General features: G+C 66.3%; 10 protein-coding genes. All 10 read right to left on the reverse strand.

Going from position 1 to position 21237, the window contains the following annotated elements; translation table 11 throughout:
• Positions 1–46 precede the first annotated feature (46 nt).
• On the reverse strand, positions 47–832 hold the full coding sequence (locus PJ250_RS16620; RefSeq protein WP_271645698.1) for a flagellar brake protein: 786 nt from the start codon (positions 830–832) through the stop codon (positions 47–49).
• A gap of 116 nt (positions 833–948) precedes the next feature.
• On the reverse strand, positions 949–3228 hold the full coding sequence (locus PJ250_RS16625; RefSeq protein WP_271645699.1) for a methyl-accepting chemotaxis protein: 2280 nt from the start codon (positions 3226–3228) through the stop codon (positions 949–951).
• Between the two features lie 47 nt (positions 3229–3275).
• Positions 3276–3830, reverse strand: a complete 555-nt coding sequence (locus PJ250_RS16630; RefSeq protein WP_271645700.1) for a Tar ligand binding domain-containing protein — start codon at positions 3828–3830, stop codon at positions 3276–3278.
• A gap of 304 nt (positions 3831–4134) precedes the next feature.
• Positions 4135–6918, reverse strand: coding sequence for a methyl-accepting chemotaxis protein (locus PJ250_RS16635; RefSeq protein ID WP_271645701.1), 2784 nt, complete (start codon positions 6916–6918; stop codon positions 4135–4137).
• 277 nt (positions 6919–7195) lie between these two features.
• Positions 7196–9445 carry a methyl-accepting chemotaxis protein gene (locus PJ250_RS16640; protein ID WP_271645702.1) on the reverse strand — a complete coding sequence of 750 codons (2250 nt, stop codon included), beginning with the start codon at positions 9443–9445 and terminating at the stop codon, positions 7196–7198.
• 358 nt (positions 9446–9803) lie between these two features.
• Positions 9804–12143 carry a methyl-accepting chemotaxis protein gene (locus PJ250_RS16645; RefSeq protein WP_333909486.1) on the reverse strand — a complete coding sequence of 780 codons (2340 nt, stop codon included), beginning with the start codon at positions 12141–12143 and terminating at the stop codon, positions 9804–9806.
• Positions 12144–12156: 13 nt separating this feature from the next.
• Positions 12157–12918, reverse strand: coding sequence for a transporter (locus PJ250_RS16650; protein WP_271645703.1), 762 nt, complete (start codon positions 12916–12918; stop codon positions 12157–12159).
• Positions 12919–13175: 257 nt separating this feature from the next.
• A complete protein-coding gene (locus tag PJ250_RS16655; RefSeq protein ID WP_271645704.1) occupies positions 13176–15413 on the reverse strand; it encodes a methyl-accepting chemotaxis protein in 2238 nt (745 codons plus the stop codon).
• Positions 15414–15817: 404 nt separating this feature from the next.
• On the reverse strand, positions 15818–18070 hold the full coding sequence (locus PJ250_RS16660) for a methyl-accepting chemotaxis protein (protein ID WP_271645705.1): 2253 nt from the start codon (positions 18068–18070) through the stop codon (positions 15818–15820).
• 224 nt (positions 18071–18294) lie between these two features.
• Positions 18295–21096 carry a methyl-accepting chemotaxis protein gene (locus PJ250_RS16665; protein ID WP_271645706.1) on the reverse strand — a complete coding sequence of 934 codons (2802 nt, stop codon included), beginning with the start codon at positions 21094–21096 and terminating at the stop codon, positions 18295–18297.
• Positions 21097–21237 lie beyond the last annotated feature (141 nt).

Consider the following 21237-nt stretch of genomic DNA (forward strand, 5'->3'; position numbering starts at 1 on the left):
ACATCGGCCGGGTCGGGCGTGACTTTAGCGCCGCGCCTGGCATGGGTCAGGCGACCCCGTTTCTGCGGGCCGTGCGCTCGCGGTCCACGCGGAAAATGTAGCGCTGGATCAACTCGTCGGCCCCGCGCGGCAGTTGGCCGAACTGCAGGCCGATGCGCAGGAATTCCACCCCGCTCGGCAGGACCTGGCGTTGCTGGCTGCACACCATCAGCGGTACCGAGAACGGCTGATGGTCGGGCAGGGCCAGCTGGCATTCGGGGTAGGTGACATGCGTGGTGAGCCTGGGGACGTCGACGGGGAGCGCGACGGCCAGCCCACCACCGCTGATGTCCACCACCCGGGCCTCCAGCTCGATCGGGTCCGCCGCGCTGGAGTCGGGAATGCGCAGGATGCAGGTCGGGGACTCGGTGATCGGCGTCTCCAGCCGGTAGAACTCCCGACGCTGCAGGTAATACAGCGAGTCGGGTAGTGGGAAGCGGAAGGCGGTCCGGCCGTTCTGCTCGATCCGATCCAGTGCCTCGATCCGGAAGCGGACCCGGACCCGGTCCAACTGGGCGAAGCAGAGCAGGGTGCCGGCACGCTCGGCGGCCTGGTTGGAGGCTTCGTTGACGCTGCCATCCAGCAGGACCTGATCCTCGTCCTCGTCCACTTCCAGGATGGCGCTGGCGAAGGATTGATCGCGTCCCATCAGATGCACGGTGAGCGTGGCGCGCTGGTCGATCAGGGCCCTGAGCAGTCGCCTGATCTGCCGGGGATTGCGCAGCAGGTACTTGTCGTCGACCTCTTCGGTGGAGGCGTCGGGATGCGAATCGGTGGCGAGGCCTTCGGACATGGGATGGGTGAGGTGTTCCTGTGGACGGCGGCAGTCCTGCTGCTGCGCTCAGGATCGTTAACGGCAGGCGGCCGTGTGAATTGAGCCGCCTGTCCGTCGGCCAGCGCTGGCCGCCCTCAGAATTCCTCCCAGTGGGCTGCGGCGGCCACGCTGCTGGATTCCTGTTGCTTGCGTGCTGCGCCCGTCCGCGCCGCCGGCGCCTTTGGCTTGGTGGCGGATTTGACGGGCCCGGAAGCGGTGTTGGGGCGCACGCGGTTGGCGTCGAGCAAGCGGCTGACTTCGGACTTGGCGCCGGCCTGGGCGCGATGGGTGCGGAACACCGCCACGGTGTCGTTGAGTTGGCTCGCCTGCTCCTCCATCGCGCGCGCCGCGGCAGTGGCTTCCTCGACCAGGGCGGCGTTCTGCTGGGTGGTCTCGTCCATCTGGGTGATGGTCAGGTTGACCTGTTCGATACCCGAGGACTGCTCCTGCGAGGCCGCGGCGATCTCACTCATGATGTCGGTGACCCGCTGCACGCTGTTCACGATCTCGCCCATGGTCTTGCCGGCCTGGTCGACCAGGGCCGAGCCATTGGCCACCTTGCTCACCGAATCGTCGATCAGGCCCTTGATCTCCTTGGCGGCATTGGCCGAACGCTGGGCCAGGGTGCGCACCTCGGAGGCGACCACCGCAAAGCCGCGGCCCTGTTCGCCGGCGCGCGCGGCTTCCACCGCGGCGTTGAGCGCCAGGATGTTGGTCTGGAAGGCGATGCCGTCGATGACCGAGATGATCTCGGCGATCTTCTTGGAGGAGGTCTCTATGTCGGACATGGTGGTGACCACCTGACCGACCACCGCCCCGCCCTTGGAGGCCACGTCGGCGGCGCCGACGGCCAGCTGGTTGGCCTGGCGGGCGCTCTCGGCGTTCTGCTTGACCGTGGAGGTCAGCTCCTCCATCGAAGCGGCGGTTTCTTCCAGGTTGGCGGCCTGCTGCTCGGTACGCACCGACAGGTCGCTGTTGCCGGCCGCGATCTCACTGGAAGCGGTATTGATGTTGCCCGCCGCATCCTGGATGCGGCTGACGATCTCGGTCAGCCGCTCGATGGTGGCATTGCCGTCGTCGCGCATCGCGGCGAACACCCCATGGAACTCGCCCTCCATGCGATGGGTCAGGTCGCCGTCGGCGATGGCGCGCAGCAGACCGGACAGCTCGCCCAGGCTCTGCTCGCTGACCGCCATCATGTTGTTGAGGTTGCCGATCATCTCGGCGAAGTCGTAGTCGAAGCGATCCACCTCGCCGCGTGCGGTGAAGTCGCCCGCCGCCGCCGCCGCGGACAGCCGCTTGATCTCGGTATTGATGCCCAACATGCTCGTGCGCACGTCGTTGACCGCCTGGCTGACCACGGCCTTTTCGTTGGGCAGGTCTTCCATACGCTGGGACAGGTCGCCCATTGCATAGCGCTTGGCCATCTCCACCACGCTCATCTTGACGGCGATGTGGGTGGCGACCAGTACGTTGGTGCCACGGACCATTTCGCCGTACTGACCGGGGAAGGCGTCCTCGTCGATGCGATAGCTGATCCAGCCTTCGCCGTGCTGGCGGCCCATTTCCTGCTGCGCATCCAGCACGTTGTGGATGACCTGGCGCATGCTCAGCAGGTCGCGCATCAGCGCGCCGATTTCATCGCGCGAGGGCGGCTCGACCTGGGTCTCCAGGTTGCCCTGGGAGACGGCGCGCGAAAGGGTCACGGCCGCCTCGAGCTGGCGGGTGATGCCGCGCGAGATGAACCAGCCGATCGCAACGGCCAGCGCCACGACCAGCGCGAGCGTGAACAGGATCAGCATCTTGGTCTGACGCAGGTCCGCACGAGTCGCGTCCATTTCGCTTTTCAGCTTGGCCAGCGCATGGTCGCTCAGCGCAACCAACTGCTTGAACAGGTCGCGGCGCAGCGGACGCGACTGGTCATCGGAGATGGACTGGGCTGCTGCCACGTCCTGCCTGCGGATCGCCTCGTCCAGCTGGGCGCTGGCGGCCAGGTAGCGCCCCAGCGTGTCATTGGCCTGGGCGTACATCTCCTTTTCTTTCGGGTCGATTAGCGATTTCTCGATAACGCCCTGGGTCGCAGCCACATCGTCGCGGACCTTTTGTTTGCGCTTGAAGTAATCCTCCACGGCCTTGGGATCGTCGGCGCGGGCGATCTGGGCCAACTCGTAGGTGCGGAACTCGCCGAGCTGGGCGCGGATTTCCGCCATGGCCTGGGTGGCCGGCACCCAGTCGTTCTGGATGCGGTCGAATTCAGTGATCGAGGTCGCCGTGCGGCTGAAGGTGAAGGCCCCCAGCGCCATGGACAGCAGGGTGATGCCGGCAAAGCCGATCGCCAGCTTGACGCCGATCCTGAGGTCATTGAACCAGTTCATTGTGACGTCTCCTCGGCGCGGTTGGCCGGTTGCAGTGTTGTGGTGGTTTACCGGGCGGCCAGCGGCTGGGCGGCCGGCAGGCGGTAGGTGTCTTCGGTCAGGGCGACGATCGCCTTGAACAGGGCGCGGCGAAGCGGCTGGGCCTCGGCGATGGCGAGCTGGTCGGCCTTGGCGTGGTTGCCGTCGTGCACCGCGGCCTCGATGCGCGCATGGGCGTCCAGATAGGCGCGCAGGCGTTGCTTGACCTCCTGCACCCGTGGCGCGTGCTGCGCCGGCGGCTTGGTGGCTTCGTAGTCGGCCAGTGCCTGGGTGGCGCGCTTCAGGGAGGCGGCGATGCGCTTGTCGTAGTCGGCCACGGCTGCCGCATCGTCCCCATGGGAGACCTGGGCCAGTTCATAAGCGCGCATCTCGGCCAATTCGGCGCGCAGTTCGTGCAGGGCCAGGGTCGCGGGCGCCCATTGGGTCTGCAGGACGACCAGGCGGTCCTGTGTACGGTTCAAGGGGGCGGTGCCGAGTTCCTCCACCGTCACCAACAGGGCCATGACGGCCAGACAGATTCCGACCATTCCCAGGCGGATCTTGAGACGAACGCGGCGGTTCATGTGACGCTCCTGAGCGTGAGCTCTTCCAGTGAGTGCAGGGGTCGACGGCGAGTGTTAAGACGGTGTGACAACAGCAATATCGGCGTGCTGGCGCGCTTTCTTGAAGAACGCGTGAGACGTGGCAATCCGCGCTGATGTGCGTTGAATCACAGATTCGCGACGTCTTCGACCAAGGTCTTGTAGGTAGGGGGGCGTCCACGAAGCGGCTTGTGCTGGCGCCCAGCGACGCATCGGCACAACAAAAAGGCCGCCCCGGGAGGGGGCGGCCGATCTCGGTCCGGCGACGGCAGGCATCGCTGCCGCCTCAGAACTCCTGCCAATGCGCGCCGTCGGCGGCCTGGGTGGCGGTCGCCTTGGGCATCGCGCGTGGAGCCGGACGCGCCGCCGGAGGCGGAGCCTTGCGCGGCGGCGCGCTCCGGGTCGCGGCCACTAGCGTCGGCCGCGACGGCATGGCCGGTGCCGAGGCGCTCAGCTTGAATAGCGACACGGTCTCGCTCAGGCGCGTAGCCTGTTCTTCCATGGCGCGCGCGGCGGCCGTGGCTTCCTCGACCAGAGCGGCGTTCTGCTGGGTGGCCTCGTCCATCTGGGTCACGGTCAGGTTGACCTGCTCGATACCCGAGGACTGCTCCTGCGAGGCCGCCGAGATCTCGCCCATGATGTCGGTCACCCGCTGCACGCTGTTCACGATCTCGCCCATGGTCCTGCCAGCCTGGTCGACCAGGGCCGAGCCATTGGCGACCTTGCTCACCGAATCATCGATCAGGCCCTTGATCTCCTTGGCCGCGTTGGCCGAACGCTGGGCCAGGGTGCGTACCTCGGAGGCGACCACGGCAAAGCCGCGGCCCTGTTCGCCGGCACGGGCGGCTTCCACTGCGGCGTTGAGCGCGAGGATGTTGGTCTGGAAGGCGATGCCGTCGATGACCGAGATGATCTCGGCGATCTTCTTGGAGGAGGCTTCGATGTCGGACATGGTGGTGACCACCTGACCGACCACCGCACCACCCTTGGAGGCCACGTCGGCGGCGCCTGCGGCCAGTTGATTGGCCTGGCGGGCATGCTCGGCGTTCTGCTTGACGGTGGAGGTCAGTTCCTCCATCGAAGCGGCGGTTTCCTCCAGGTTGGCGGCCTGCTGTTCGGTACGTTGAGACAGGTCGTTGTTGCCCGAGGCGATTTCGGTGGAAGCGGTATTGATGCTGCCGGCTGCCTTCTGGATGCTGCCTACGATCTGCGCCAGCTTGTCGCAGGTGCCGTTGGCGTTGTCGCGGATCTGGGCGAAGACCCCATGGAAATCCCCCTCCATGCGTACGGTCAGGTCGCCGTCGGCCAGCCCCGAGAGCAGCTTGGAGATTTCATCCAGGCTGGTGGCATTGGATTCCAGCAGTTCGTTGAGCTGACGCGCCAGTTCCAGGAAGAAACCGTCCTTGTTGTCGGTGCGCACGCGCCGGTCCATCTGGCCGGCCGCCGCGGCCTTGACGATGGAGGCCACTTCTTCTTCGACCATCACCTCGGTGGTGCGGTCGGCCCACTCGACCACATACCCCTGGGTCTGGCCGGCCTCGTCGGTGATGGCGTTGATGATCAGGCGCATGGTCCGGCCGCCGACGCGGATCTGGGCACGGTGGGTGCCCTTGAGCTGGGCCAGCATCCGGGCCTGGTGCTCGGGATGCTTGTGGAACACGTCGATGCTGCTGCCCACCAGCGCGTCTGCGTTGAACTGGGGCAGGTCGCGGCGCAAGTCCTCCTGGGCCTCGCGCAGCATGGCCTGCAGCGGACTGTTGACGTAGACGATGGTGCGGTCGCGGTCGGCAATCATCACGTTGGTGGTGACGCTTTCCAGGGCCGAACGGATGCGCAGGCTCTCGCTGGCGATCACCGCATCGCGATCGATGCGCGATTTCAGGTTGGATTGCATGCGCTGCATGGACTTCATCAACTCGCCGACCTCGTCCTGCGCGGAGGTGTCGATGCGGCCGTCGAGCCTGCCTTCGGCCACGTCGTGGGCGATGGCGCCGGCGCGCGCCAGCGGGCGGCTGACCAGGCGCCGGGCGACGATGAAGACCAGGGTCGCCAGGGCCACGATCGCCAGCAGCGACAGGCCCAGCATGCGCAGCATCAGACCATGCAGGGTCGCGGTCAGGGCGGTGCGCGGCTCGACGCCGATCAGGGTCCATTTCCAGGGGCCGAACGGCTCGGCACTGGCCATGACCGGGACCGGCTCGGCGTTGGTCGAGGGTGCGAGCGCCAGGGTCGCGCTGCCGCCCTTGCCGTCGATCAGCGCGGCAAGGGCGGCCTTGTCCTCGGGGGCGACCAGGCTGTCCACGCGGGCGCCTTCCTGCCCGGAATGAACCACCAGGGTGCCTTGCTTCTCGCCGGCCGCGGTGTCGACGATCATGAAATAGCCGTCGTCCCCGACCTTCATGCCACGCACCTGCTCCTTCAGCGCGGCCAGGCCGGCGCCGTAGTCGACGCCCACGAACAGGATGCCGATGACCTTGCCGTCGGCGTCGGCCACCGGGCGGTAATGGGTCATGTAGTCGCGTCCGAACAGTCGCGCGCGCCCGGTGTAGGGCTTGCCAGCCAGCATCAGTGCGTAGGCGGGGTGGGTGTGGTCCAGCGCGGTGCCGATCACGCGCTCGTTCTTGTCGTTGGTCAGCGAGGTGGACAGGCGCACGAAGTCATCGCCGGTGCGGCTGAAGATCGTGGCCACCGCACCGGTGCTGGCGGTGAAGCGGTCCACCAGGCGGTAGTCGCCGCTCAACGGCTTGCCGCCAAAGGTGAGCTGGGGCACGGCGAACTTGCCCAACTCGACCACCGACGCCGCGTCGCTCGCGATCGGCCCCGCCGGCAGCATCGCGGCGAAGCCACCGGTGAGCCGTTCGGTGTCCTCGGTCAACGAGCGGTCGTAGAGGGCGATGGTGTCGTGCAGAACATGGGTGGCCGTCTCCAGGCCGCGCTGGGTCTGGGTCTCGTAGGCCGAGGCGGACTGCCGGTAGGCCAGCCAGGTCAGCAGCAGCAGGGCCGTGGCGGTTGCCGCGGTGACCATCAGCGCCAGGCGCAGGCCGATGGGGAGCTTGGAGAGTCTGTTCATGGAGGGAGTTCCATTGGCGGTCTGGCGCGGCGCGTGATCCGTGTCAGGCGGTTCCAGGTTTCTTGAGGGTGCGGGACGCCGCCCAGGGCGGGTTCGTGTTGCTTGAGTTATCGGCAGCGGTGCCTGGAACCTGATGCCGCCGCATGACGCGTTGTGCATCCTGTCCAGTGAGACTAACTGGTGCTCGATCTGACAGGTCCCGTGGCGTCGCGGCACGGACGGCTGTGGACCCCTCCACTTCGCAAAAAAGCCCGGCGAACCGGGCTTTTCAATGGCCTCAGAACTCCTGCCAGTGGGCGGTCTCGGCGGCCTGGGTCACGGCCGCCTTGGGCATCGCGCGTGGAGCCGGACGCGCCGCCGGAGGCGGGGCCTTGCGCGGCGGCGCGGCACGGGTTGCGGCAACCAGGGTCGGCCGCGACGGCGTGGCCGGGGCCGAGGCGCTCAGCTTGAACAGCGACACGGTCTCGCTCAGGCGCGTGGCCTGTTCTTCCATCGAGCGCGCGGCGGCCGTGGCTTCCTCGACCAGAGCGGCGTTCTGCTGGGTGGCCTCGTCCATCTGGGTGACGGTCAGGTTGACCTGCTCGATGCCCGAGGACTGCTCCTGCGAGGCGGCCGCGATCTCACTCATGATGTCGGTCACCCGCTGCACGCTTGTCACGATCTCGCCCATGGTCCTGCCGGCCTGGTCGACCAGGGCCGTGCCGTTGGCGACCTTGCTCACCGAGTCGTCGATCAGGCCCTTGATCTCCTTGGCGGCGTTGGCCGAACGCTGGGCCAGGGTGCGCACCTCGGAGGCGACCACGGCAAAGCCGCGACCCTGTTCGCCGGCACGGGCGGCTTCCACCGCGGCGTTGAGCGCCAGGATGTTGGTCTGGAAGGCGATGCCGTCGATGACCGAGATGATCTCGGCGATCTTCTTGGAGGAGGCTTCGATGTCGGACATGGTGGTGACCACCTGACCGACCACCGCGCCACCCTTGGAGGCCACGTCGGCGGCGCCGACGGCCAGCTGGTTGGCCTGGCGGGCGTGCTCGGCGTTCTGCTTGACCGTGGAGGTCAGCTCCTCCATGGAGGCGGCGGTCTCTTCCAGGTTGGCGGCCTGCTGCTCGGTACGTTGAGACAGGTCGTTGTTGCCCGAGGCGATTTCGGTGGAAGCGGTATTGATGCTGCCCGCCGCCTCCTGGATGCTGCCCACGATCTGCGCCAGCTTGTCGCAGGTGCCGTTGGCGTCGTCGCGCATGGTGGCAAAGACACCGTGGAACTCGCCATTCATACGCTGCGTCAGATCCCCTTCGGCGATCGCTCGGAGCAGCACCGACAGCGACTGGAGGCTGGTGTCTGCGGTGGACATCAGGCGGTTCAAGTCACCGACCATCACCCGGAAATCATGATCGAAGGCGCGCTCGTCGCCGCGGGCGGTGAAATCCCCCGAAGCCGCCGCGCCGGCCAGGCGCTTGATCTCGGTATTGATCGCCAGCAGGCTGGCCTTGGCGGCATCCATCGATTCGTGCAGGACGGCACGGCTGCCGGGCAGGCGGCGTGCGTCGCGGCGCAGGTCGCCATTGGCGTATTCGTTGAGGACGCCGATCGCATCGACGATGGCATCCAGGTGCTCGAACATCATCGTGTTGATGCCCTTGCTCAGTTCGCCATACACACCAGGAAAGTCCTCGGGCATGCGATGGGACATGTCCTTGTCGGCGTGCAGCTCGATCATGCGCGCGGTCTCGCTGGAGAAGCGCTGCAGCTGCAGCTGCATGCCGCCCATGGCCTTGAGCAGCCGGCCGCTCTCATCGTTGGCCTGGGTGCGCACATCATTATCCAGGTTGCCGGCGGCAATGGCCTCGGCGGCGCGGGTCGCGCGTGCCAGTGGCACCGTCAGGCTGCGCGTGATGGCCAGGGCAAGCAGGCTGCTGATGAGCAGCACAGCCACGCCGCCGCCGATCAACATCCATTTCCCGCGCTGCATGGAGGCCACGGCCTGGGCATAGCTGGCCGAACTCTGCTTTTCCTGCATGGCCAGGTTCTGGGCGATGCTGGCCTGCCAGGCCAGCATCGCTGGCCGAGCCTGCTCGCTCATCAACGTCTGAGCCTCGATATTCTTGTTCTGGAGGCCCAGCGCGACGACTTGATCGTTCAAGGCCCTGGCGATGTCGCGGTTACGGTCGATTTCGTCGCGATTCTTACGGGCCTCCGGCGAGGCAGGAAACGCCTCCATTGCGTCACGTGCAGCCTGGTAAGCGTCGCGTTCGCGCTTGATGGAGGCGATGGCTTGCTTGTTCAACTCCTCGGTCGTGGTCATGAGCAAGGTGCCCATGGCAATGAAGATGTTGGAATTCGCATCGCGCATCGCGCTCCCCAGGCGCGTTTTTTCAATATTGACCTTGACGATGTTGTCCAGCTCGCTCCGTGCGCTGGAGACAGTCATCAGGCCGACTGCGACCAACAGCCCCGATAGCAAGATAAGCACGCCGAAGGCTGCGCCAAGGCGGCGGCCTACGTTGTAACGTTGCAGGAAGTTGTTCATTTTCAGGTCCCAGAGCGAGCCATGAATGGAGGGTGTGAGCTGCGCAGAAATCCGCCCTTGTGAGAGCGAATATTCGCGTTGCTTTTTCAATAGCGACTCGCGTAAATCGAACTGAAGCTTGTCTTTCCATAGAATCAGAAATACACAACGCCATCTTTTTTGATGCGCTCAAGTCGCAACGAAAGACGCGCGATGTGCCGCATCGCTTCGAACACAAGATCCTTGCAGTCTTGAAAGCTGCTGGTCGTACAAGTCGGTGCGGGTACGGTCCCATGCGTGTCGCGCAGCGGGCCGTAAAAAGGCCGCACTCCCGGAGGGGCGCGGCCATAGGTCCATCGTCACGCCGGAAGCGTCGTCCTTAGAACTCCGACTCACTGGCTTCGGTGGCGGCCACCAGCTTGGGCTGGCCTTTGACGTGCGGCTTGGCTTTCGGCGCGGCGAGACCTGCACCCTTGGGCGGAGTGCTTTGCAGGGCTAATTGCGGGTTGTCGGTCAACCGGAACAGCGAGACTGTTTCGATCAACGCCTGAGCCTGCTCCTCCATCGAGCGCGCCGCGGCGGTGGCTTCCTCGACCAGGGCGGCGTTCTGCTGGGTGGCCTCGTCCATCTGGGTGACGGTCAGGTTGACCTGCTCGATACCCGAGGACTGCTCCTGCGAGGCGGCCGCGATCTCACTCATGATGTCGGTCACCCGCTGCACGCTGGTCACGATCTCGCCCATGGTCCTGCCGGCCTGGTCGACCAGGGCCGAGCCATTGGCGACCTTGCTCACCGAATCATCGATCAGGCCCTTGATCTCCTTGGCCGCGTTGGCCGAACGCTGGGCCAGGGTGCGTACCTCGGAGGCGACCACGGCAAAGCCGCGGCCCTGTTCGCCGGCACGGGCGGCTTCCACTGCGGCGTTGAGCGCGAGGATGTTGGTCTGGAAGGCGATGCCGTCGATGACCGAGATGATCTCGGCGATCTTCTTGGAGGAGGCTTCGATGTCGGACATGGTGGTGACCACCTGACCGACCACCGCACCACCCTTGGAGGCCACGTCGGCGGCGCCTGCGGCCAGCTGATTGGCCTGGCGGGCATGCTCGGCGTTCTGCTTGACCGTGGAGGTCAGTTCCTCCATCGAAGCGGCGGTTTCTTCCAGGTTGGCGGCCTGCTGCTCGGTACGCACCGACAGGTCGCTGTTGCCGGCGGCGATCTCACCGGCGGCGGTGTTGATTGCCGTGGAGGCGTGCGTGATCCGGCCCACGATGTCGGCCAACTGGTCGGCGGTGGCGTTGGCATCGTCGCGCATCGTGGCAAACACGCCCTGGAAGTCGCCTTCCATGCGCACGGTGAGGTCACCGGTCGCCAGCGCACTGAGCAGTCTTGAGACCTCGGCGATGCTGGCCGCGTTGGCGTCGAGCAGACCGTTGAGCTGCTGCGCCAGCATCAGGAAGAAGCCCTGCTTGCCCTGTTGGTCGATGCGCTGCGAGAGGTCCCCGTCGGCAGCGCTGCGCACCGCCGCTGCGATTTCCGCTTCCACCTGGGCCTCGTCGGTGCGGTCGCGCCATTCGCAGACAAAGCCCAGGTGCGCGCCGCCGGCGCCGCGGATGACGGTGATTTCCTGCGCGATGCAGACGTCGCCGTAGCGGACCTCGCGCTGTGCCGAGCCCTGGCGATCGAGCTGCTGGTAGATCTCCGCATCCTGCGAGTTGCCGACTTCCAGCAATGCCACCGGCTGGCCAAGCAGGGGCAGGGACCGGTCGAAGGCCGGCGCGCAGGCCTGGATGTCCTCGGCGTGGGTCTGCAGCAGGGTCTGCAGCGTGGTGTTGGCATAGATGATGGTCAAGTCGGGATCGGCGATGTACATGCCGGTCGAGGCGTTGTCCAGGGCCGTGCGGATGCGCAGGTTCTCGGCGGCGATGCTGCGCTCATGCTCGATCTGTTCGCGCAGCTGCCTTTGCATCCGCGCCAGCGCCGCCATCAGGCTGCGTCCGTGCTTGGCTGCGACCGGGATCGCCTGATCCAGGCGGCCTTCTGCGATGTGTTGCGCCGCGGTCATTGCCACACGCGGCTCACCGCCAAGCAGGTGCGCGATCGAGCGAATGATCCAGCCGGCGGCGACGGCCAGGCATAGCACCGCCACGACCACCGCGCCGGCCTGTTGCCAGGTCGCGCGCCGGCTCTGTTGTTCGGCGGCTTTTCGGCTTTGTTCGTTCAGCGCCACGATGCGGTCGCTGATCTCACTCATGCTGGTTTCCAGGCGAGTGAATTGGTCGGTGAAGTCGGTATAGGCAGCGCGGTTGTCGGCGTGGCTTTCGGTCAGCGAAAGCACCTTGTCGGCGGCAGTGATGTACCGCTGCAGGGTCGGAGTCACTGCCTCAAGCTGGGCGCGCAGAGCGGGATCCAGTGGCAGCTTGCGGTTTTCGGCCAGCGCCTGATGGAACTCGGCGGCGTGTTCGCCCAGCGAGTCACGTGCGGCCTTGAGGCCGTCCACATCTTGCTGCGTTGCGGCCAACATGGCGGCGGTCACGTCGCTGCGCAGCGCGTCGTGCATCATGTCGGCTTGCATGTGGTTGCGCAGCGCATCGGAAGACACGACCTGCGCGGAAACCGAACTCAGCAGGCCCTGCCGTGCGAAGTAGCCGACGCCGCTCAGTGCCAGCAAGGCCAGCACCGCCACCAGCACCAGGATGGCGAGCATATGCATGATCTTCATGGGTCCGGTCCCCTCAGAAGCGGAAGGACAGGCCCGCGCCGACCGCGTGGTCGGGCGAGCGGTCGTTGAGGCCGTGGCTGTAGACCACGTCCACCTGCACATCCTGGTTGAGCAGCCAGGCCGAACCGACATTCAGCTGGGCGAGGGTGCCGCCGTCGTCGTGATGCGCGATCTGCGGGAGTGCCACTTCCACGAACGAGCGGCTGCGTTCGCTCCATGCCTTGCCGAGCACCGCGCCGAAGATGCCGGCGGTGTAGTGGTGCCCATCCTCGTCCGCGTCGTGGATCAGGCCAGGCATGACGCCGGCCGAAACGCTGTCGCTGAGTTCCCACTCGGCCACCAGGCGCAACGACGGGCGTGCACCGCGGCCGCGCACGCTGTGTGCGCCGCTGGGCAGATCGACATGCAGCAGCCAGGCCAGTGTCGCGCCGCCGACCTCGCTGGTCAGATGACGCTTGACGCCCAGCGAGACGTCGGAGAATCCGGAGTCGCGCCCGCCGGCTGGGGCGTCCACGGTCTGCCAGCCGTCGGTTTCCAGGCGGAGTTCCCAGTCCGGGCCGATGCCGTAGCGAAACAGTGTCGGCGTGCTGTACCCGTCGAGGCCTTCATCGCGTTCCCAGGCCACGCTGGTTTCCACCTGCAGGCGGCGGTCGCCGACCGTCAGGCTGGATTCGACGAAATCGGGGCGGTCGGTGGCGATCGGTTCCGACTGGGCCTGGGCCAGGTTGGCGATACTGCACAAAGTCAGACAGCTGGCGAGTGCGAAGGGCTTCATGGCGACTCCAGACGTGGTTCGTGATGGAATGCGATGGGCCCCGGGCGCGCGAAAGGCGCGTGCGGTCGTCGTCCTTGCGCTTGCCCACTGGTGGTGCAGTGCTGGTTTCTGTATCGGCGCAGGATTGGCCCTCTTGAGCGTGTGACCCTGTCCGAAGGGGGCTGGCGCAACGCGTCAGCCCGTCGTGGTGGGTGAGGTGGCCATGTCGCGAGGCGCAGATAGCGCCTCGCGATGGCCGCCGCGCGACCTTACGGTTTTTAGAACTCCTGCCACTGCCGATCTTCCGCGGTCGCGACTGCACGCGATGCTGTGCGTGGCACGCGCGCGACCGGCCCGGAAGATTTGGGGGTGGCGTGGGTCTGGACGCGAGCGGGACGCTGCGCGGTCGGTGCGGCGGCGATGGTCGTGGCGGCATCGAGTTTGAACAGGGCCACGGCCTGGCTCAGTTGTCCGGCCTGCTGCTCCATCGAGCGCGCGGCGGCAGTGGCTTCCTCGACCAGGGCAGCGTTCTGCTGCGTGGCTTCGTCCATCTGGGTGACGGTCAGGTTGACCTGCTCGATGCCCGAGGACTGCTCCTGCGAGGCCGCCGAGATCTCGCCCATGATGTCGGTGACCCGCTGCACGCTGGAGACGATCTCGCCCATGGTCTTGCCGGCCTGGTCGACCAGGGCCGAACCATTGGCGACCTTGCTCACCGAATCGTCGATCAGGCCCTTGATCTCCTTGGCCGCGTTGGCCGAACGCTGGGCCAGGGTGCGCACCTCGGAGGCGACCACGGCGAAGCCGCGGCCCTGATCACCGGCGCGGGCGGCTTCCACCGCGGCGTTGAGCGCCAGGATGTTGGTCTGGAAGGCGATGCCGTCGATGACCGAGATGATCTCGGCGATCTTCTTGGAGGAGGTCTCGATGTCGGACATGGTGGTGACCACCTGACCGACCACCGCACCACCCTTGGAGGCCACGTCGGCGGCGCCGACGGCCAGCTGGTTGGCCTGGCGGGCGTGCTCGGCGTTCTGCTTGACCGTGGAGGTCAGCTCCTCCATGGAAGCGGCGGTCTCTTCCAGGTTGGCGGCCTGCTGCTCGGTGCGCTGTGAGAGGTCGTCATTTCCGGCGGCGATCTCGCTGGCGGCACTGTTGATGCTGAGCGCGGCGGTCTGGATGCGGCCCACGATGTCGGCCAACTGCTGGGCGGTGGCGTTGGCATCGTCGCGCATGGTGGCGAACACGCCCTGGAAGTCGCCTTCCATACGGGCGGTGAGGTCGCCGGCTGCGATGGCCTGCAGCAGGGTGGACAGGGCCTGCAGGTTGCCGTCGGCGGTGGCCATCAGCTGGTTGAGGCTGTCGACCATCAGCCGGAAGTCGTACTGGAAGCGCTCGGCGTCGCCACGCACGCTGAAATCGCCGCTGGCGGCCGCGCCCGACAGGCGCGAGATCTCCTGGTTGATCGCGGTCAGGTTGTGCTTGACCGTGTCCATGGTCTCGGTGAGTACGGCCTTCTCGCCGGGCAGGCGATCCATGTCCTCGGACAGGTCGCCGATGGCGTAGCGGCCCATGAGCTGTGCCAGGCGCATCTTGACCGCGATATGCGAAGCGGCCAGCGCATTGCTGTCGCGGACCATGCGCCCGTAGTCGCCGGGGAAGGCCGCCTCGTCCATGCGGAAGCTGATCTGGCCGGCGTCGTGGCGCTGGGCCATCTCCACCTGCGCGGCGAGCACCGCCTGCAACTGGCTCTGCATCTTGTCCATGCTCAGCAGCAGCACGCCCGCCTCGTCCTTGCTGCGCAGGTCGATTGAATTGTCGAGCTTGCCCCGGGAAATGGAATCAGCCACGCCAATGGCAGTGCCGAGCCGCTTGAGCAACTGCCGGCGGATCAGTACCGCCATGCCGATGGCGGCCGTGATGACCAGCAGGTTGCCCACCAGGACCGCCCACTTGTTCTGCGCGCGGACTTTGACCAGCGTTGCGCTGCGCTCGGCCAGCAGGGTGCGCTCTTCGTTGTCGAACGCGCTGAGGATCTCGCGAATCGACTTCATGACGGCGCGGTCGGGCGCCTGATTGAACTGGGAGGAGATCTGCGCCATGTCGCTGGAGTGTTCGCGCACGGCGATGATCTGCTGTTCCAGGCGGACCAGCTCATCGAACGCGGTATGCAGCTTCTGCAGCCGCGTCTGCTGATTCGGGTTGTCCTGGGTCAGGCGCTTGGCTTCGGCGAAGTTTTTCTCAAAGCTGGCCTGGCCGTCGGTGAAGGGCTGAAGACTCTCCTTTTCGCCTGACAGCAAGTAGCCGCGCGCGCCGGTTTCGACGTTGAGGGCGTCGGCTTTCATCAACTCGCCGGTGGCCAGCACCTTGTAGGTATGGTCGTTCATGTCTGCCGCCGCGTTCAGCGAGGACAGGCTGGTCAGACTGATGGTGCCGATGATCAGGGTGATCAGCACGATGGTGGCGAAACTGAGTGCCATCCTGGCGGAAAGACTGAGGTTCTTGAATGTCGTCATCGCAGTGGTCCAAATGAAAAGAGTTGGGGTGTTAGGAAGCGCGTCGTGTTCTTGGAGATGTCTTGTCTGTGATGGATCTGAACCGACAACTCCCGGTGAATTCATCTTGTTGTTTTTGATGAGGCGTTCCGGCTTGGCGTTTGGCCGGCTTGGTGCGCGCGTTCCCTGTCATCGCATTTCGAAAATTTCGGTCGCTTTAGTGTCACGTCTGCGGAGATGTGCGAGATGGCGCTAGGGACACGGCGGTTCGACATGCTCGACGCCACGCTCGATGGATCCAGGCGTTGCGTCCTTGCACGGCCATGCGCGTGTCGCGGTGCTTGATACCGGGCCGTCAAGCAACGGCCCCGTTTGCCATGTCCCATGACTCACTACCTGCATGGCAGGAGTCGATCATCGAGTTCTCAGAACGTCTGCCATTCGTTGCCGCTGGGCGCGGCAGCTGCGACCCGGTGTGCGGTCCTGGCGGGGGCGCCATGCTTGGCCTGTCGTCGCCCACGGACGGCCGCGACCTCTGCCGTCGGAGCGCTCGGCTGGCGTGAGGCGTTGGGCATCGGTGATTTGATCTTGAACACGGCCACCGCCGATGCCAGTTGCCCGGCCTGTTCTTCCATCGAGCGCGCGGCAGCGGTGGCTTCCTCGACCAGGGCGGCGTTCTGCTGGGTGGCCTCGTCCATCTGGGTGACGGTCAGGTTGACCTGCTCGATGCCCGAGGACTGCTCCTGCGAGGCGGCCGCGATCTCACTCATGATGTCGGTCACCCGCTGCACGCTTGTCACGATCTCGCCCATGGTCCTGCCGGCCTGGTCGACCAGGGCCGAACCATTGGCGACCTTGCTCACGGAATCGTCGATCAGGCCCTTGATCTCCTTGGCGGCATTGGCCGAACGCTGGGCCAGGGTGCGCACCTCGGAGGCGACCACGGCAAAGCCGCGACCCTGCTCGCCGGCGCGCGCGGCTTCCACCGCGGCATTGAGCGCCAGGATGTTGGTCTGGAAGGCGATGCCGTCGATGACCGAGATGATCTCGGCGATCTTCTTGGAGGAGGTCTCGATGTCGGACATGGTGGTGACCACCTGACCGACGACCGCGCCGCCCTTGGAGGCCACGTCGGCGGCGCCGACCGCCAGCTGGTTGGCCTGGCGGGCGCTTTCGGCATTCTGCTTGACCGTGGAGGTCAGTTCCTCCATCGAAGCGGCGGTCTCTTCCAGGCTGGCGGCCTGCTGCTCGGTCCGGACCGACAGGTCGCTGTTGCCGGCGGCGATTTCGCTGGAAGCGGTGTTGATGCTGCCCGCGGCATCCTGGATGCCGCTGACGATGTCGGTCAGCCGCTCGATGGTGGCATTGCCATCATCGCGCATGGTGGCGAACACCCCATGGAACTGGCCCTCCATGCGATGGGTCAGGTCGCCGTCGGCGATGGCGCGCAGCAGCCGCGAGAGCGCATGCAGGTTGTCATCGGCCGTGGCCATCAGCGTGTTCAACGCCTCGACCATGGCGCGGAAGTCGTACTGGAAGCCTTCCGCGTCGCCGCGCACGCTGAAATCGCCGCTGGCGGCCGCGCCAGACAGGCGCGAGATCTCCTGGTTGATCGCGGTCAGGTTGTGCTTGACCTCGTCCATGGTCCGGGTGATGACCGCCTTCTCGCCGGGCAGCCGCGTCATGTCCTGGCTCAGGTCGCCGATGGCATAGCGCTGGGCCAGCTCGATGATGCTCATCTTCACCGCGATATGGTCGGCCACCAACTGATTGGTATCGTCGACCATGCGGCCGTAGGCGCCAGGGAAGCGCGATGCGTCCATCCGGTGGCTGATGGTGCCGGCTGCGTGCTGTTCGGACATTTCGCGCTGGGCTGCGATCACCGACCTCAGCTGTTCCTGCATGGTGTCCATGCTGCGGGTCAACAGCCCGAGTTCGTCATTGGCACGCCAGCTGTTGATGGCCTGCAGATCGCCCTGGGCCATGCGCTGGGCGCTGTTGGACAGCGCCATGATCGGGGCGACGATGGCGCGCTTGAGCCACACTCCCAGCCCCACCAGCAGCGCCAGTGCGATCGCGATGGTGAGCAGCGCGGAGACCATCAGCTTGCTGCGCGCGTGCGCGACGTTGGCCACGACCGCGGCCTTGGCATCCTCGCTCAGCGCCTGGTTCAGGGCATCCAGGGTCTGAGTGGGCGGACGATCCATGCCGCGGACCAGCAGGTCGGTGGCGCGGGTGTCATAGGCATTGGACTGGAACTGCACCAGGGCGGCATCGTATTGGGCCTGCAGGGTTGCATGCTGTGCACCGAAGCGTGCGGCCAGGTCGGCGGCCTTGGCCTTGTCCGCCTGCCTTGCCTCGTTGGCGATCTGGGAGGCGGCATCCTGGACACGCTTGCCGCTTTCCTGGAAAGCCTTCAGGTATTTGTCGCGCAGGGACGCATCGCCCCCGCGGATCAGGACGTTCTTCCATTCCTGCACCTGGATCCTGAACTCGAGGGCGAGGGCTTCGCCCTTTTGCGCACGGTTGACCGCCGGAGGCACGGTATCGGACAGGCTGAACCATGCCGAGGCCAGCCCTCCCAGGGCGCAGATCAGGATCAACCCGAGCCCCAGGCCGAGCGCGGCGTGGATTTTGCTGCTGATGCTGGTCAGGCCAGTGGGGCGGTCGGTGGACATGGAAGCTCCAGAAGAGGATGGCGTGAAAAGGGGCAGCGGCATCCGTTCTCGCTGGGGTGCTGTAGTGCGACACGTCCGACGTCTTCCTTATCGGCCGGGTTGGTGTGGTCCTTGAGTCACATTCGGCATGTGCGGTTGTTTGCTGTTGTGTCGGCGAATACGGGTTGGCGGCGACGCGTCGCCTTTCCGCGCGACGCCCCGGTGGATCGGGGCGTCGCGCCAGCTCAGAACTCCTGCCAGTGGGTGTCGGCCGTCGCCACCTGTGCCTGCTGGGAGCGCGCCTGCGTGGAAGCGGCCGCGCGGGCCGGTCGCAGCGCGGTCACCGGCAGGGAGGGCACCGGGGGAGCCGACTTGGCCGTCTCGGGTTTGGTGCCGCTGGCACGTTGCCCGATGCGGAAGATCGACACGGCGGTCCCCAGCTGGGTGGCTTGATGCTCCATCGCCCGCGCCGCGGCCGTTGCTTCTTCCACCAACGCCGCGTTCTGCTGGGTGGTCTCGTCCATCTGGGTCACGGCCAGGTTGATCTGCTCGATGCCCGAGGACTGCTCCTGCGAGGCCGCGGAGATCTCGGCCATGATGTCGGTCACCCGCTGCACCGAAGCCACGATCTCGCCCATGGTCTGGCCGGCCTTGTTGACCAGCTCCGAGCCAACGGCGACCTCGGAAACCGAGGCGTCGATGAGCAGCTTGATCTCCTTGGCCGCGTTGGCCGAACGCTGGGCCAGGGTACGCACTTCGGAGGCGACCACCGCAAAGCCACGGCCCTGTTCGCCGGCACGTGCGGCCTCCACCGCGGCGTTGAGCGCCAGGATGTTGGTCTGGAAGGCGATGCCGTCGATCACCGTGATGATGTCGGCGATCTTGCGGGACTGCCGCTCGATGCCGGACATGGTGCTGACCACCTTGCCGACCACTTCTCCACCGCGCGAGGCGACATCGGCCGCGCCCACCGCCAATTGGTTGGCCTGGCGCGCGTTGTCCGCGTTCTGTTTGACCGTGGAGGTCAGTTCCTCCATCGAGGCGGCGGTTTCCTCCAGGTTGGCGGCCTGCTGTTCGGTCCGCGTGGACAGGTCGGCATTGCCCGCGGCGATCTCGGTGGCGGCGGTATTGATGTCGCCGGCGGCCTGCTGGATGCGGCTGACGATCTCGGTCAGGCGCTCGACCGTGGTGTTGGCATCGTCGCGCATGGTGGCGAACACGCCCTGGAACTGGCCTTCCATGCGCACGCTAAGGTCGCCCTGGGCCACCGCGCGCAGCAGGTGCGAGAGCGAGGCCAGGTTGCCGTCGGCGGTGGCCATGAGCTGGTTGAGGCTTTCGACCATGGCGCGGAATTCGAACTGGAAGCGCTCGGCGTCGCCCCGGGTGCTGAAGTCGCCGCCGGCCGCGGCCCCGGACAGGCGCGCGATCTCCTGGTTGATCGCCGTCAGGTTGTGCTTGACCTCGTCCATGGTCTGGGTGATGACCGCCTTCTCGCCGGGCAGGCGCGCCATGTCCTGGCTCAGGTCGCCGATCGCATAGCGCTGGGCCAGCTTGATGATCTGCATCTTGACCGAGATGTGGTCGGCCACCAGCTGGTTGGTGTCGGCGACCATGCGGCCGTACTCGCCGGGGAAGCGCTCGGCGTCCATGCGGTAGCTGATGGTGCCGGCGGCATGCTGGCTGGACATCTCGCGCAGCGCGGTCAACACGGCGGACAGCTGATTGACCGTGGCCTCGACATCGTTGCGCATGGCATCGAACACGCCATGGAACTGGCCGTCCATGCGCACGTCCAGCCTGCCGTCGGCCACGCCGCGCAGCACGCCGGAGATGGCCGCCAGGTTGACATCGGCGGTGGTCATCAGCGCGTTGAGGTTGTCGACCATCGCGCGGAAGTCGTACTGGAAGCGCTGGGCATCGCCGCGCTGGCTGAAGTCGCCCTGGGCCGCTGCGGCGCTCAGGCGGGAGATCTCCTGGCTGAGGTCGCTCAAGCTGCGCTTGACCTCGTCCATCGTGCGGGTGATGACCGCCTTTTCGCCGGGCAGGCGCGGCATGTCCTGGCTCAGATCGCCGATGGCGTAGCGCTGGGCCAGCTCGATGACCTGCATCTTGACCGCGATGTGTTCGGCGACCAGTTGGTTGGTGTCGGCCACCATGCGGCCGAACTCGCCCGGGAAGCTGGCCGCGTCCATGCGGTGGCTGATGGCGCCGGCCGCGTGTTGCTCGGACATCTCACGCTGAGCGGCAGTGACCGCCTTGAGCTGGTGCTGCATGCGCTGCATGCTCTCCAGCAGCAGGCCTGGCTCGTCACGCGACGTGCTGACGATGGCGTTGTCCAGGTTGCCCTGCGCGATGGCGTGCGCAACGCGCGCGGCCTGGCCCAGGGGCCGTGCAACGGTCCGGCTGAGGGCCCAGCCCAACACCGCCGCCAGCGTCGCGATCAGCGCCATCGCGCAGGCGAGGGCGGTCACGGTGGCGGTGTGATCGGTCTCGGAGGCCAGCACTTCCTCGCCTAGCTCGCGCATGTTGAGCTCGGACAGCGCCTTCAGCGCGGCGAACAGTTCACGACGGGCCGGACGCGACTGGTCGGCGGAAATCTCGCGCGCACTGGCGAAATCGCCCTTGGCCACCGCCGCGGCGATCCGCTCATGCGCGGCGAAGTAGGCACCGCGTGCGTTCTCGACCTTGGCGAACACGGCTGACTCGGCGGCCGAGGCGTCGGCGGACAGGGTGCGGTAGCCGGCCTCTTCCTCCAGGATCTTACGCTGGGTCTGCTCCAGCAATTGGTCGTACTCGCGGATCTTGGCCGCATCGCCATCCTGCGCGAGCTGGGAGATCTCGTAGGTGCGGTATTCGCCCAGCAGCGCGCGCATCTCGGACAGGTGTCCGACCGAGGGCATCAACTGGTGGCTGATCGCGCCAAGCTGGACGTTGGCAGTATGTAGACGCAGCAGCGAAAAGCCGCCCAGCGCCAGGGTCATCACCGTGGTCACGATGAAGGCCAGCGCGAGCTTCTTCGCGATGGGTAGGTTGCGGAACCAGTTCATGGGCACCTCGTCTGCGCTCGATGTTGGCGTGACGGGATGACGCGCAGCGCACGTGTGCAGTGGCGTTTTCACGTCGTGTCCCGTGCCATAAGTAACGGCCTGGGGCCGGCGCGCTTGAGCGAATTTGGTGCCCGTGCTCAT

The sequence above is a fragment of the Pseudoxanthomonas sp. JBR18 genome, assembly GCF_028198165.1.
In the GTDB taxonomy this organism is placed as follows: Bacteria; Pseudomonadota; Gammaproteobacteria; order Xanthomonadales; family Xanthomonadaceae; genus Pseudoxanthomonas_A.

Bases quoted from the DNA above. Each gene is read 5' to 3' on its own strand.
- PJ250_RS16660 (WP_271645705.1), bottom strand. From the start codon at position 18,070: ATGTCCACCGACCGCCCCACTGGCCTGACCAGCATCAGCAGCAAAATC.
- PJ250_RS16625 (WP_271645699.1), bottom strand. From the start codon at position 3,228: ATGAACTGGTTCAATGACCTCAGGATCGGCGTCAAGCTGGCGATCGGC.
- PJ250_RS16640 (WP_271645702.1), bottom strand. From the start codon at position 9,445: ATGAACAACTTCCTGCAACGTTACAACGTAGGCCGCCGCCTTGGCGCA.
- PJ250_RS16630 (WP_271645700.1), bottom strand. From the start codon at position 3,830: ATGAACCGCCGCGTTCGTCTCAAGATCCGCCTGGGAATGGTCGGAATC.
- PJ250_RS16635 (WP_271645701.1), bottom strand. From the start codon at position 6,918: ATGAACAGACTCTCCAAGCTCCCCATCGGCCTGCGCCTGGCGCTGATG.
- PJ250_RS16655 (WP_271645704.1), bottom strand. From the start codon at position 15,413: ATGACGACATTCAAGAACCTCAGTCTTTCCGCCAGGATGGCACTCAGT.
- PJ250_RS16620 (WP_271645698.1), bottom strand. From the start codon at position 832: ATGTCCGAAGGCCTCGCCACCGATTCGCATCCCGACGCCTCCACCGAA.
- PJ250_RS16650 (WP_271645703.1), bottom strand. From the start codon at position 12,918: ATGAAGCCCTTCGCACTCGCCAGCTGTCTGACTTTGTGCAGTATCGCC.
- PJ250_RS16665 (WP_271645706.1), bottom strand. From the start codon at position 21,096: ATGAACTGGTTCCGCAACCTACCCATCGCGAAGAAGCTCGCGCTGGCC.
- PJ250_RS16645 (WP_333909486.1), bottom strand. From the start codon at position 12,143: ATGAAGATCATGCATATGCTCGCCATCCTGGTGCTGGTGGCGGTGCTG.